Origin of the sequence: Paenibacillus sp. PCH8 (assembly GCF_002968835.1) — a bacterium.
Classification (GTDB): Bacteria; Bacillota; Bacilli; order Paenibacillales; family Paenibacillaceae; genus Paenibacillus.
The window spans coordinates 453,889-467,954 of record NZ_PKQK01000003.1 but is presented as its reverse complement, the minus strand read 5'-3'; the positions used below and the strand labels follow the sequence as shown (position 1 = coordinate 467,954).

General features: G+C 39.4%; 16 protein-coding genes and 1 pseudogene. 12 read left to right on the top strand and 5 right to left on the bottom strand.

Features of this window, described 5'->3' with window-relative positions; all coding sequences use genetic code 11:
- Positions 1-117 precede the first annotated feature (117 nt).
- From C0Q44_RS19425 to C0Q44_RS19405, 4 genes are all read right to left on the bottom strand, one after another.
- Positions 118-1,677 carry an IS1182 family transposase gene (locus C0Q44_RS19425; RefSeq protein WP_105408898.1) on the bottom strand — a complete coding sequence of 520 codons (1,560 nt, stop codon included), beginning with the start codon at positions 1,675-1,677 and terminating at the stop codon, positions 118-120.
- A 133-nt stretch (positions 1,678-1,810) separates the two neighbouring features.
- A complete protein-coding gene (locus C0Q44_RS19420) occupies positions 1,811-2,365 on the bottom strand; it encodes a hypothetical protein (protein WP_105408897.1) in 555 nt (184 codons plus the stop codon).
- A gap of 25 nt (positions 2,366-2,390) precedes the next feature.
- Complete coding sequence (locus tag C0Q44_RS19415) at positions 2,391-2,981, bottom strand: hypothetical protein (protein WP_105408896.1); 591 nt, start codon at positions 2,979-2,981, stop codon at positions 2,391-2,393.
- 384 nt (positions 2,982-3,365) lie between these two features.
- Positions 3,366-3,710, bottom strand: coding sequence for a zinc ribbon domain-containing protein (locus tag C0Q44_RS19405; protein WP_105408894.1), 345 nt, complete (start codon positions 3,708-3,710; stop codon positions 3,366-3,368).
- A 111-nt stretch (positions 3,711-3,821) separates the two neighbouring features.
- Between C0Q44_RS19405 and C0Q44_RS19400 the strand changes: the two are divergent.
- From C0Q44_RS19400 to C0Q44_RS19360, 6 genes and pseudogenes are all read left to right on the top strand, one after another.
- A pseudogene (locus C0Q44_RS19400) lies at positions 3,822-3,992 on the top strand (Kelch repeat-containing protein); the annotation flags it as partial.
- Between the two features lie 1,072 nt (positions 3,993-5,064).
- The gene (locus C0Q44_RS19385) at positions 5,065-5,304 is read left to right on the top strand and encodes an HNH endonuclease (protein WP_105408891.1); all 240 of its coding nucleotides are present in this window, start codon (positions 5,065-5,067) and stop codon (positions 5,302-5,304) included.
- Positions 5,305-5,834: 530 nt separating this feature from the next.
- Complete coding sequence (locus tag C0Q44_RS19380) at positions 5,835-6,332, top strand: hypothetical protein (RefSeq protein ID WP_105408890.1); 498 nt, start codon at positions 5,835-5,837, stop codon at positions 6,330-6,332.
- A gap of 73 nt (positions 6,333-6,405) precedes the next feature.
- On the top strand, positions 6,406-7,101 hold the full coding sequence (locus tag C0Q44_RS19375; protein ID WP_105408889.1) for a hypothetical protein: 696 nt from the start codon (positions 6,406-6,408) through the stop codon (positions 7,099-7,101).
- Positions 7,102-7,547: 446 nt separating this feature from the next.
- Positions 7,548-7,808, top strand: a complete 261-nt coding sequence (locus C0Q44_RS19365) for a YolD-like family protein (RefSeq protein WP_181151083.1) — start codon at positions 7,548-7,550, stop codon at positions 7,806-7,808.
- Positions 7,809-8,520: 712 nt separating this feature from the next.
- A complete protein-coding gene (locus C0Q44_RS19360; protein WP_105408886.1) occupies positions 8,521-9,822 on the top strand; it encodes an aldehyde dehydrogenase in 1,302 nt (433 codons plus the stop codon).
- Positions 9,823-9,931: 109 nt separating this feature from the next.
- Here C0Q44_RS19360 and lexA read toward each other — a convergent pair whose 3' ends face one another.
- Positions 9,932-10,558 carry a transcriptional repressor LexA gene (gene lexA, locus C0Q44_RS19355; RefSeq protein WP_105408885.1) on the bottom strand — a complete coding sequence of 209 codons (627 nt, stop codon included), beginning with the start codon at positions 10,556-10,558 and terminating at the stop codon, positions 9,932-9,934.
- A gap of 295 nt (positions 10,559-10,853) precedes the next feature.
- Here lexA and C0Q44_RS19350 point away from each other — a divergent pair, with 295 nt between their 5' ends.
- From C0Q44_RS19350 to C0Q44_RS31125, 6 genes are all read left to right on the top strand, one after another.
- Positions 10,854-11,231, top strand: coding sequence for a LysM peptidoglycan-binding domain-containing protein (locus C0Q44_RS19350; protein ID WP_105408884.1), 378 nt, complete (start codon positions 10,854-10,856; stop codon positions 11,229-11,231).
- A 95-nt stretch (positions 11,232-11,326) separates the two neighbouring features.
- Positions 11,327-11,536, top strand: coding sequence for a DUF896 domain-containing protein (locus C0Q44_RS19345; protein WP_105408883.1), 210 nt, complete (start codon positions 11,327-11,329; stop codon positions 11,534-11,536).
- A 123-nt stretch (positions 11,537-11,659) separates the two neighbouring features.
- Positions 11,660-12,169, top strand: coding sequence for a hypothetical protein (locus tag C0Q44_RS19340; RefSeq protein WP_105408882.1), 510 nt, complete (start codon positions 11,660-11,662; stop codon positions 12,167-12,169).
- 28 nt (positions 12,170-12,197) lie between these two features.
- Positions 12,198-12,989, top strand: coding sequence for an HAD family hydrolase (locus C0Q44_RS19335; protein ID WP_105408881.1), 792 nt, complete (start codon positions 12,198-12,200; stop codon positions 12,987-12,989).
- 508 nt (positions 12,990-13,497) lie between these two features.
- Positions 13,498-13,833: a hypothetical protein gene (locus C0Q44_RS19330; RefSeq protein ID WP_374955117.1), complete on the top strand. Its 336-nt coding sequence runs from the start codon at positions 13,498-13,500 to the stop codon at positions 13,831-13,833.
- 5 nt (positions 13,834-13,838) lie between these two features.
- Positions 13,839-14,042 carry a hypothetical protein gene (locus C0Q44_RS31125; protein ID WP_258166449.1) on the top strand — a complete coding sequence of 68 codons (204 nt, stop codon included), beginning with the start codon at positions 13,839-13,841 and terminating at the stop codon, positions 14,040-14,042.
- Positions 14,043-14,066: the final 24 nt, after the last annotated feature.

Here is a 14,066-nt window from a genome sequence, read left to right as displayed (position 1 = left end):
AGCGTAATGATGGACATTCATAAATATAGAACAAAGGGGCTGTCTCAAAAGCCCTTAAAAAGCGTAATGTCAAAAAGAAATAACACTCATACGTTAAAAAAAGGACAAAGCAGAGGTTTATCCTGCTTTGTCCTTTTTGCGTTTTTCCGTCATTGCGGCTTTTTTAAGCAGATTGTGGGCAAGGCAAAGCCACCCGACCTCCAGGCTTACTTTTTGCAAGCCGCGAAGCAGGAATCTTCGGAATCCCCGGTTGTTTTTGATTTGTCCAAACACACTCTCCGGCTCCGTCATGCGCCGAACGGAAAGGGTGTATCCTTCCTCGCTGCGCAGTCGTTCCCGCATCTCGTTTTTTTGCCGCATATAGGTCAGACTGATCGCGATCTCCCGATTTCCTTTGGCTTTGGTGCATGTTGCTTTCAGAGGACATGCACTACAATCTTCACTTCGATAATGTCGGGTACGAATCGTGTAACCACTTTCCGTGACCGTCTCGCTTTCGTACCGAAAACGTAACGTCTTCCCGGCCGCACAGCTCCATGAATCTTCCGTTTCGTTGTAGCTCCAGTGATCCACTTTTCCAATCGCTTGCTGAAAGGCCCTCGTTTTCTCCTTATGGTACGTCCCATATTTGACGATCGCTTGGATGTTGTTCTCTTCGAAATAGCTGTAATTTTCTTCGCTTCCATATCCTGCATCGGCAATGACAGTCTTCGGTTTTTTGCCGAGCGTTTCTTCTAAATGATCGAGATGGGGCTTCAGACATTTCGTGTCTGTCGGTCGCTGGTGCACCGTGTAACCCAAAATAAATTGGTTTTCCGTTCCAATCTGCACATTGTACCCGGGCTTCAATTGACCATTACGCATATGATCTTCTTTCATTCGCATGAACGTTGCGTCCGGATCGGTTTTGCTATAGCTATTCCGCTCCCCTGCGGTTTGGATCTGGTGCTCATACTTTTGCAGCCGCGGTAGCAAGTCTTTGCGTAACTGGCGCACGGCTTTCTTTACGATTTTGTTTTTCGGTTTTTCTTGTAAAGATTCCTCCAGTTGCTGAACCGCTTTTTCCACCTTTTCTGCCGTGAGTGCGGAAGCTTCCCCGAGCTCAGGGAGGTCTGTACCCGCGTGGAGCGCATCTTCTTCACTTTCGGCCGCTTCGATGGCTTGGAACAGGGTATGTACTTTTTCTTGCAGCTTGGCCTGGTACTTGACGACAGCCTTTTTCCAGACGAAGGTGTACCGATTCGCATTCGCTTCAAGCTTGGTTCCGTCCAGAAAGTAGTGTTCCAAGGATACGTATTGCTCCTGAACAAGCAACTCCAGTATATGGGTAAACACGGTTTCCAGCACTTCTTTCATCCGCTCGGAACGGAAGCGATTAATGGTCCGAAAATCCGGCTGTTGTCGCCCGGCGTGCCACATAAACATGATGTTTTCCCGAGCCGCCTTGGCGATTTGTCGGGAAGAATAGATTCGCTGGGTGTAGGCGTAGATGATGATTTTAGTGAGCATTTTGGGGTGGTAACTATGGCGGCCCCCGCCAGGATACGCCGCATTAAAAATGGAATCGCTCAGGCGGTTGACTGCGTCATTCACGACACGAACGATGTGATTTTCGGGGATATCTGTCTCCAAATCCATTGGCAAGAAAAGTTGATCCATGGTATATTGAATGTACAAAGAAACCGTCTCCTTCAAATGGTGGGTCGTACTTCCATTTTACCAAGGAGCGGTTTCTTTTTGTTTTACAATTTAGAAAACAGGGCTGTCCCTAGCCATTTTTATGACTTATGGGACAGCCCCTTATATGAGTTTAGCGTGATAATTCACCTGAACCTACATATTTATCTTTCTTACTATTCCACTTATGGTAAGCCACAGCAGTATCCCATCCTCCTTCAGGGAAAAAATTCTTCCACGCTTGTCTGATTTCGCCTGATTTTGATATTCTAATACTGACATCGCCAATAATAGAGAGTTTATTTTTAAGGGTTCCATCCTGGTACTTAAAAACAAACAGTTGAGTATTTGAAGGTGGATAGTCTAACGTTATAGCAACATGTTTCTCTTTTGAGGAAACATTAAGAAAATGGAAAGTAGGATCTTCTTCGTTGTAATAATTTGTATCTATAAGTACGATAACACCTTTAGAGTTGATGAGGTAAAAGTTGCCTGAGTCAGTGATCAATAAATGTTCCTTCTTATTGTCTCCGTTTAGGTCTACTGATTTACTGACTGTTACACGCTCCCTAGGGAATTTCTTCTCTAACAATGTCTTCGGATTTACGGTTGCAGCATCAACAGTGTTAGTTGGTAGTAATCCAAAAAAAATTGATAATGAACATATTAATAAGAAGACTTTCTTCATTTCGGTTCTCCTTTTTTCATCGATTTCATTTCACTTGTACAAATTCGTCAACAAACTTTTGTCGATCATTTTTATTAAAGTACTTACTACTTAATTCTGATTTCCAAGCTTCAGGATCTGCATTAAGAGCATTGAAATCTACATTGAAATAAGTTTCGGCCACGGATTTCTTCAAATCAACAGAGTGTGTCTTTCCTTCAAATGGAACGGTTATTACAATGTTATCTGCATCGATGAACTGTTTTAACAGACGTACTGACTCTTCCATAAGAATCTTATTGGTTTCGTCACCAGAAGCGAAATATTGGACATAATCTTCTTCTGAAACTCCAGATTCAGGATTAGCAGACTTATAGTTTTCGAATGTATCATGAAATACTACATTTATGTTATGATCACCGACTAGAACTTCTTTTACAAAGGCACGTCCTCTAATATTTGCTGTATAAGTTAGTACAGCTTCTTTATCCAAAACTTGAGCCTTTTCAGTTTCTTTTCTTATTTCTTTATCCCCTTTATCAACTTGTTCGTTAGCCGAAACTGCTTTACTATCTTGTGCTGGTTCTTCTGGTTCAGGCTTATTGTTCGTATTACCGAGGGCTATAACAACCAACACGATGATGAGCCAAAACCACCATTTTTAAAAAATAGGCTTTTTCAATCTTCTTCCTCCTGATATAGTAATAATTAACAACAAAACATAGTCTATCAGACCTAGGTATAATTTTCTATAAAAATGTATGGATGTGGGAGAATGAATACATATAGAGTACTATATACAGATATGGATTACCTCGTGGCAGCCTTAAAGCAGGTTTGGGTATCCGTCTGGCATGTTTTAGACGATCGAGAGCATATCATAGATTATGGCGGTCCGGTGGAGTCTTATAGCGCAGTATCCATTAAGATCATGGGGAAGAGATACTTTCGTGATACATTTGAGTTTGGGGTAGAAAAATAGGAGCCTTATTTTAGCGGCTCCATCATTTAATATGTATAGTTATCTCAAAAAGCTAAATCCTTCAAACATTTCAAGGAATTCTGACAAGCTATTGAATGCTAGACCTATCAAACCAAATCCCAGTAAAAAGCAAAAAAATATTGAATCTGCATACCCATTAATTTTTCCGAAATTTTCGCCGCAATTAGGACAAATGATTGCTGATCTAGAAATTGGATGTCCACATGACCTACATGACTCCATTTTTCTGATTCTTATACCAATTAATTTCCTATAGATATTAAGAAACATCCTGCCTATAAGCATAACACCTAAAACTAACATCACCAAGATGAAGACTGCAAAGAATAACATACCAAAGGTCTCACTGATATTATCAATCATAACATACCTCCAACTGTATAAGTAACCCTGAATAGTCTATCAGACCTATGTATAATTTTCTATAAAAATGTTTGGATGTTAGAAAATGAATACATATCGAGTAATAGATTTAGTATGCAAGAAGTTAACAGCTTTATCGATTGGTACGAAGCAAAACAAGCTGGAAGCGGAAAAGCATCTTATGCAATTAACAAGCACGATAATAACAAGGGACCATTCAAAAGTCGCAAGGATTACATCCTATTTGATCGTGTCTTGACGTTTGAAGTAAGCGAATACTAATAATTTGTTACAAAGGCTACCGCGATGGTATTGCGGCAGCCTTTGTTGGTTCTTTTATATTAAACTGAAATACCTTTTCATTTTTCTTTATCCTGGTATAGTAATAATAAACAACATGAAATAGTCCATCAGACCTAGGTGCAATTTTCTATAAAAATGTATGAATCTTAGAAAATGAATACATATAGAGTACTACAAACAGATATGGATTTCCTCGTGGCAGCCGTAACACAGGTTAGGGTATCCGTCTGGCATATTTTTGATAATTGTGAGCACATCATTGACTATGGCGGACCAGTAGAAGGATATAGCGAGTCATCTATTAAGATTATGGGTGGCAGATACTTCCGAAAGCAGTACGAATTTAGAGCACAAAAAAAGGAGCCCAATTCTGGCTCCTTTTTCTTAGTATTGCGATTAATTAAAGTATCTTTTGAAGAAATCCAAACTAATGATACCCTCTTCGAAGCAGAGTTCAAGTCCATACAACGAAGCAAGCAAGAATCCGCATCCGGCCAATAAACAGTAAAATATAGAATTCCCAGCTCTTGATCTCCCGTAATGATGTCCGCAATGTGGACACATGAAAGCATCTCCAGATATTGCACTTCTGCAAGATACACAGTTAATAAAGTTACTAGAAGGTGGTTTGAATCTTTTTATTATATTTCTAAACATTGCTTTAAAGGCTAGTACCGAAAGTACAAACATTGCGATAATGATCCCAATACCGAATAAATTACCCACGATATTGTTTATGTGCTCTAACATGACGTTCCTCCAGCTATGTAATCAATCCAGAACAGTCTATCAGACCGAGGTACAATTTTCTATAAAAAAATGTATGGATGTGGGAGAATGAATACATACCGAGTATTTGCATACAGACACAGAATTCCTAGTAGCAGCATTAACCCAGATACGTGTATCAGTCTGGTTCGTTCTACCTGATCGCGAACGAATTATGGACTATGGTGGAGTTTTGGAAGCGTACAGTGATGTATCAGTGAAAATAGCTGGGAATAGATTCTTTAGAGACGAGTTTGAATTTAGAGCGGAGAGAGGTAGGTAAATGGTTAACCTTAAAGGTATTATTGATGAGGAATTAAGAATGAGGTTTAGTGCAGCAAAAGCAGCCGGTAACGACTACCTGGATGTTATTTCAGGGGATATACATAAGCAACTTGGTTTTAAACACCGTATGCCTTCTTGTTGTCATGCTATGAGGGAGATAATGAGAACTGGAGATATAATCTTAGATGCGCCACCTAAAGGGAATGGCTCAAAACTGAGAATACGATACTTTTTATAAAAACTCAGCCACTATATTGGTTGAGCCCTAGTTTGTTTAATCTTCAAGCCTAAGTAATTCATTGAACTTTTTGTATCGCTACTTCATTAGTCCGTTCATACTCCACTCTGACTTGTGGACTGCCGGTTTGTTATTCGGAAGAATTAGGTTCAGCGTCCTGACTCTCAAGGTAAGCTTTCTTGCTGTTCCAAAACTCATGAGTGTGCTTGTACATCTGAGAAAAGCGAAAAATCTACTCTGACAAATACCTTACCTTCATCTTCCTTAATAATCGGTTTTATTGACCACGAATCATTAATGTGAATTTTTAGTTTATCAGACCTAAAATGTTGTTTAAATTCCTTTTTTTTGAAACAGAAAGATGATGATATTGAACCTTAGGTATAGACGAGAATAGGATAATTTAAATTTAAAAAGGTATACAACTGTAAGGCTAATTACTTATGTTAAAAATAGTACATCCGTATCATTCCTCTTAATCCAGTATATTACTATAATTACAATATACAAAAAGAGAGGATGATTTTAAAATGCGTAAATCTTTATTGGTAGTCTTTACTTTAATATTGGTACTTGTTTTCCCTGCTTCTTCGTTTGCAGCTGAGTCTAACGAAGCATTGCCAGACCAATTCACATCAGAATTTTTACTTGTTGAAAAGGAACAAAACAATCCTGATGTAGTCTCTACGCAAGCAACGCCTAAACCAGCTGGATATGGAACTATCCTTTGTAAAGCCATAGGAAGCGGAAAAATGGAATGCAACTGGACAATCAAAATAACTAAGTCCGGTGAAGCGATCCAAAAAGCAGCATTGGTATTTGTAATTGATAACTTTGATGGAAAAGAAGTAGGTAGAAGAAACACGACAGTTGAGCCGCTTGGTACCAATTACAATACATTGCGTGGGCAAGAGACGTTTAACCCAGGTAAAGGTAAATTTAAAGTTTATAAATATGGTGCCGTTGAGGGAAGAAAAGCTATATATGAAATTGTAGCTGTAACTGCAGATGTTATTGAAGTAAAATAGTTATTAAACAGAATTGCGAATGAACACTGTCCTACTACAAGGCAGTGTTCATTTCATTAGGAGAGATGAAACAATGTTGTTGAATGTTTTTAAGGTTATAGATAGCATAGAAAGAAATGATGTTGAAGAGAGTTTTGATGAACCAACATTTGAAATAAAAAGATTGAATGAAGAACAGAGAACAGATTTGTCTTATGAATTTAAAGACAACGCACTTTTGCAATGGGTAATTATTCCTTTTTTGAAAGCTGGAAAGGGAGCGATAATGCAAATTCAGATCCATTCACAAGAAACTGAACTCTTTATCACTGAACATATAATTCCTCATTTCGAAAAAGTTGAGGCTATTTATCTCAACGGAGAATTAAAAGAAATTCAAATAGGAGAGATGAAAGACTCTTCTAAAAAAAGATTCCAAGATCGTGCTAACTCGGCTGCTGATGTTAGCGATGTAATCAAAGATTTTTATTTAAAAGAACAAATTATCAGAACGGAGTCAATTCAATGCGTTGATTATATAATGGACATTAAACAATTCCGTTCTTGTGTAAAATTAGAGAATATTGAGGGGGATCTATCTTTAGCAAAATATTTAAAAGAATCAATTAGATTAAACAATGGAAGTTTGTTTTTATCTCCATTAAATTGGAGGTTTGACGATGAACTTTTAACATCATCTGCCCTTGAATATTTTTCTCGATTTGCTGATAGAATCTACGTTACTGTTAATGAAACTAATGGTCACATTAGATCCGTTGAACTAATGTAATGAAGTCGGATAAAGATAAACCTTGCAGCCCGAATAAAGCTGAAGGTTTTTTTGTTGTTGATAAAAGAACGTATGTTCTCATATAATGATGAAGAGGTGATTTACATGTTAACGGATTATCAAAGGAAGGTCCTTCGGATCTTATATAACTACAAAGGTGGCGGGCGAAGGTTTCCAACTATCTACGAACCTACAGTCAAAACGGGTAAGCATAAGCCTGATGTTATGGCGGCCTTGGATGCTCTTATAGAGGCTGAGTACATACATTGGGAAGACAGGTCTGACACGGCTAACATAGTGATCTTGGAAGGCTGGGTACGTGAGGGAGAACGTCCTAAGGTAGAACACACAGCACCGTCTGGAAACATCGACTATTGGACTCGATATTAAGGGGGGGCTTGTCGTGCATGGCAGACTGAAGGATAACGGGTTGTATGACATCTAGGATGATTATGCCTGAACACAGAGAGGTATGGTTGGCCCAGTGTGAACAACAAAAAAGACGCGGTAAGCCGGAACCGACTGATCAGGAAATGCAAAAGATCAGTGAAGTACTTGTTGACTCTTATAATAGAAGTAGTACGGTTGATTTGATATTATTTAACCCTTTCTTCGAAGAGCAGATATCAGAAGTAGTTGTGGGATTAAACTCTGCACGGTGTGAAATAAAATTGATGTTAGAGGATGAGTTTCGCTGGTTTTTTTAGCCGAAATTGTCTCTGTTAATTAATGAGATTGTATCGCTTTGATAAGAAAAAAGGGCGCCCACAAAATGCCCACAAAAGTCTGAATGATTATGATTAGTTTTGAAAAGCTGATCACTGATAATACTTGTTTTAAGCGGGTTACATTTGTTGAATGATACACTTTGAAAGCATGGAACATAAACCGCACACAAGTCCACCAATGGGAACGCGATCAATATATCACGTTGTACTAATAGCTCAATCCCTTGGAACTCTAGCGCTGAGGGGTTTTTCTTTTTTTGGCAAGTCCCTACATACTTAATGAAAAAACCAAAGTGCCCACAAAATTTCTCTATTTGAAAATTGTATCAATAAGCTTTCAATAATCCGACGCACATAGCTCTATGAATTATATTAGAGTAGGAAATCATCAAAATAGATGTGCGATTTAATCAACTATGTTCTGCCAAAAACTACCTTTCCCAAGACGAAGGGTAGTTTTTCTTTCTCATTTTGTGATTTGGAACGGATGAACAGTTTCCTCAACCTGTTTACTGTAACCCTGTAGCTTTGTAACTTCATTACAGTAATCTATATTAAAGACTACTCCATTCTTAATAGGATTTTTCAAGAAAAATGTTTCATTTTTATGTTGAAAGTTTCATATAGAAGAGGTATACTTTAATTAAATTTTGAGCAATTTAATTTTTAATAATTAATTGGAGATGTTAATATGATTCAAGCAAAACAATTGGTGACAGAACAACGTACATTTTTTTATACAGGTCAGACCAAGAATATTGAATATCGGATTAATGCTCTGCAACAGCTAAGAAAAAGAATTGAAAAGTATCAGCCGCGAATTCTCGATGCGCTCCGTACTGATTTGAATAAATCCGAGGCAGAAGCTTACGGTTCCGAGATTCGCATTGTGCTGGGGGAATTGGATTTTGCATTGGAACACCTCCAGGAGTGGGCTTCACCAAGACAAGTCCCAACGAGTACGGCTATGCCGGATGGGGTGAGCACTATTTACCCTGAACCATACGGAGTGGTACTTATTATTGCACCTTGGAACTATCCTTTCCAACTGGCTTTCGGTCCGCTGATTGGAGCCATTGCAGCTGGTAACTGTGCAGTGATCAAACCTTCGGAGTTAACACCAGCGGTATCTCGTCTGACGTATGATCTCATTCAGGAGATCTTCCCTCAGGAGTACATTGCAGTTATGGAGGGAGAAGTCGAGACCAGCACAGCATTACTGAAAGAGAAATTTGATTATATTTTCTTCACAGGCAGTACGGGAGTCGGTCGTATTGTCATGAGAGCAGCAGCAGAGTACTTGACTCCTGTAACGCTGGAGTTAGGTGGAAAAAGTCCTGCTATTGTTCATAGTGATGCCGATCTGAAGCTGGTAGCCCAGCGCATTGTTCGCGGTAAGTTCCTGAATGCAGGGCAGACTTGCGTTGCACCGGATTACTTGCTTGTGCATGAACAAGTTCATGATGAACTGATCGATCTTATTGGCGCAGAGATCAAAGTTAAATTTGGGGATGATGTGCTACAAAACGCTGATTTTCCGCATATCGTCAACGCGCGTAACTTTGATCGGTTGTCGGGATTCCTCACAAATGGCAAAACGCTGATTGGTGGACGTTCTGTGCGTGAGCAGTTACTGATTGAACCGACTGTACTTGGAAATGTGAACTGGGAATCAGCGGTTATGCAAGAAGAGATCTTTGGGCCGATACTTCCTGTTATTACGTACACGGACTTGAACCCGATGCTGGATGAGATTGTCCGTCGTCCTAAACCGTTGGCAGTATATCTTTTCACGCAAAATGAGCAACTGCAGAATCAGATTCTGAATGAAGTGTCCTTCGGTGGGGGATGTATTAATGACACGCTTTCTCATATGACTTCACACTATCTCCCGTTTGGTGGTGTAGGAGAGAGTGGTATGGGCTCATATCATGGACAACAGAGCTTTGAAGTGTTCTCTCACCATAAGAGTGTTCTGAAACGCAGCGAATAATTGTTTGCATAATCTATATAATATGAAAAAAGAGGTTGTCCTGTTCATCAGGACAACCTCTTTGTGTATTCCAGTGCAGTGCATTTAGTTCTGTCAATCATATTAACTATTAATGAATATCACGGAATAGTCCAATGACTTTACCCAGAATACTAACGTGTTTCAAGCGTAAAGGTTCAAAGGTCGCATTCTCCGGTTGAAGGCGAATATGATCTTTCTCTTTATAGAACGTTTTCACTGTAGCTTCATCGTCTTCGGTCATAGCAACTACGATATCCCCGTTATCAGCAGTTTGCTGTTGACGGACAATAACATAATCTCCATTAACGATACCAGCTTCTACCATACTGTCACCAACTACCGAAAGCATGAACACTTTCTGTTCGCCCACGTATTGGGTAGGGAGAGGGAAGTAATCTTCAATATTCTCTGTTGCAGTGATTGGAATCCCGGCAGTAACCTTACCCACGATAGGAATTCGTGCGACGCTATGCGCAAACTGATGTGAATGTTCAGACTCTTCCTGACTCAAAAGCTCAATAGCTCTTGGTTTGGTTGGGTCGCGTCTGATTAAACCTTTCTTCTCCAAACGATCCAAATGTCCATGTACTGTTGAGCTGGAAGCAAGTCCAACAGCTTCGCCAATTTCCCGTACGGAAGGAGGATACCCCTTCAACCGGACTTCATTTCGTATAAACTCCAGAATAGCCTGCTGCCTGCTGGATATCTTCGACATACCGTATCAACCCCATTTTAGTAACGTTTGGGAAAATTATAACATAGAACCTCCGTTCGTACAAACGTAAGTTCTAAATAAAACGGCATTAAATCAGTGTTTTTTAACTTTTAGATCCGAATTTGTCCAAAAGTCAGAGTAGCATACTGCAAATGCTTCGCAAAATGCCATAATTAAGACATTTCTCTCATGAAAATAAAAGCGAACAATTGTTCTAAAATTCTATTGAACAAAACAAGTGTTCGTGTTATATTGATTCCAACAGATAGGAACAAACGTTTGGAGGCGGTATTTAATGAGATATTCTACTTATCAAAGCATCTATGAACCGATGAATTCGGAACTGGTTAAGTCTAACATAGGGAACTACAAGAAGGTTTTGGCACGTTTCAAGGTTTCGTCATGGATGTTAAAGCTGGCTATTACCTCTTTAATTATATGTATTGGATGCAGCACCGTTTTAACTGTGTTCGCAGGAAATGAAAGTGATGTTCTTCCAGGAGGAAAGATCGCAGTCTCGCAAGGGGAGACGTTATGGAGTATTTCGTTAGAGCATAAACCCACGAATATGGATACACGTATTTATATAGAAGCAATTAAGAAAGTGAATCAAATGTACACGACTTCGATTCAAGTAGGCCAAGTATTGATTTTACCGCAATTTACAGAATAAATTGCACATCGCCGAGTGTTAATGCGTGTCAGCTTGACAAGCTGCCTTTATCATGTCAAAGTTAATATGACTTTGTATTTTTGGAGGGGACAATCTTGGATATAGATAGCCTGGTAGCACGTATTAACGAATTGGCCCGTAAGCAAAAGTCCACTGGATTGTCAGAGGAAGAACTTGCTGAACGTGCCGAACTTAGAGAGATTTATTTAAGTAATATTCGCAGCAATTTCAGACAGCAACTGGATACAATTGAAATTGTTGATGATGAGAATGATCAGGGCCACCAAGGCAAACTTAAACACTAAGGAAACCTAATGATATCATTTATGATATTTAGGTTTCTTCTGTTATTTTGAGTATGCAATTATAGGGGAAATGTTGGTTTACAGTTATGTAAGCCGATACAAAGACACATAAGGGGGATTCTCATGTCGCGTTCGTTCGAGAGAACGGTTAGAAAAAATTCAAAGCAGCTAAATCAGCAACGTAAAAAAAGTGGTCAACCGATCACAGGTACACCAGGTGAAGAAGTCTTTAAAGGGCGCAGCTTGTTGTTCCCTATATTTCTGATTGGTCTTGCCTTGTTGTATCTGTTTATGAGCACGTTCCTTGTACAAGCTCCGATGACAACCTGGGATTGGGTAACTATGTTGCTTTACGTATTCTTGGCAGTCATTTTTATGCTTCGTCGTCCCTACATCAAGATTAGCAGTAATCGGATTATTACAACAAAGGGAAATCGCGAACGTTCAATCGGGGTTGATGATATAATCAAGTTCCGATTTGAACCAGGTACAGTCGTTATTGAACATAACAGTCGTGGCAAAAGATGGGTGTTTACCAAGTTATTAAATCGCTACGACACAGATGCGATTACCGAACGGTTACTGAAATTCGCTAAAGCACACCAGATCACCGTGGAAACCGTGGAAAAGTAATTATTGCATAAAGGGGTAGATGATCGGAATGGCGTTAAAAGCGATTTTGTTCGACCTGGATGATACTTTGTTATGGGATGAGCGCAGTGTTCGAGAGGCTTTTCATGAGACATGTCTAATCGCAGCGCAAGAGACTGGGGTTAAACCTGAAGAACTTGAAGAAGCCGTTCGTAACGAGGCACGTGGACTTTATGAATCATATGAAACTTTTCCTTTTACCAAAATGATTGGAATCAATCCGTTTGAAGGCCTATGGGCTAACTTTACTGGCGGGGATCAACCTGAGTTTCGTCAGTTGGAGCAACTTGCTCCTGTGTACCGTAAGGAATCCTGGCGTCGTGGTTTGTTGAAATTGGGTGTAGATCGAGAAGATCTGGCCGAACAACTTGCCTCGCATTTTGGAGTAGAGCGGAGATCCAGACCCCATGTGTATGAAGAGACGATGGATACCTTGCGTCACTTACAAGGGAATTTCAAACTCTTGCTGTTAACCAACGGTTGCCCGGCTTTGCAACAAGAGAAGTTAGACGGTGTACCTGAATTGACTCCTTTCTTTGATGAGATTATTATTTCGGGTAACTTCGGAAAAGGAAAACCAGATCCATCGATTTTTGAACATGCTTTGAGCAAACTGGGTGTTGCACCCGAAGAGAGCATGATGGTTGGAGATAAGTTGACAACGGACATTCGTGGTGCTTTATCAGCTGGCATTCGGTCCGTATGGATTAACCGAGAGAATAAAATCAACAATGAAACGTATGCACCTGATCATCAAATTACGCATTTATCGGAATTAGATCATCTCATTGCTAATTTCTGAGCAGATCAGCTAACAGCATCTTTCTCAGCACCCTTAAACATGGGTAACTTCAATAAACGATGATGTCGTTTATGAAGTTACCCATGTTTTTTTAGTTGAATACGTGGACTCGTATTCCTTTTTAAAGAGTATAAGTATTTTTTGCTAAAGTTATTAAATTATGGAACAGATGGATTAGAATATAACTAACATACTAGTATGACTAGCATTTAAATATTTCAAAGCAATTTCTTTTGGCTTAATCACTTTTGAATTACTTCATTGAATGGGAATAAGATTTATTTATACTTATTTCTCACATATTGCAAGCATTTTACATACCTTAATAACCTTTTTCCAATTTATAAATCACACCAGCTTATGAAGTGCTCTAAACGAAGTGAAGCACCTGAACTTGTGTGATTCTAAATAATGCGCCAAAATGATATCGCTTACATTTTGTTGTTGTCTATTTCGTAGTGGGGGTGAAGTTATAAGGAGTGGTTGTCTTCTATAAAAAGAAGAGAAGATGGGAGTTGTACATGAACTAGCCTTTACTTATCAAGTCCAGGATCGGAGTGAACAACACATGGAGTCGGAAACCGCTAAAACCACGTCAACCATGACATCTTTACGTAAAGAAAGCCGATTAAGAACGGCAGCAACCTTGTTCCGCAAAGACTGGCAGCTGTATTCACTATTGATTCTACCGATCATCTATCTCCTTATTTTCAAATATGGTCCGATGATCGGTAATGTGATTGCGTTCAGTCGTTTTGTTCCCGGTGGAAGTATATTTGGAGAAAAATGGGTTGGATTAAGGTACTTCAAAATGTTCATCGATGACCCTACTTTCTGGGGATAACCGAAATGAATCAAAAACCACGCAAGTTTGTCGGTAAAATGGTTTTGGCAACGATGATGACTGTCGTTCTAGCAGCTTGTAGCAGCGGCACTGGAACGGGAGATGACGTTACCGAAGTTCAGACGAAATCAGCCATGGAGACATACAATGTAGGGGACACATTCAAGGCGACTGAGCCGTTTAATCTATCGATACTGTATAGCGATTAACCTACTTATCCTTACAAAAAAGAC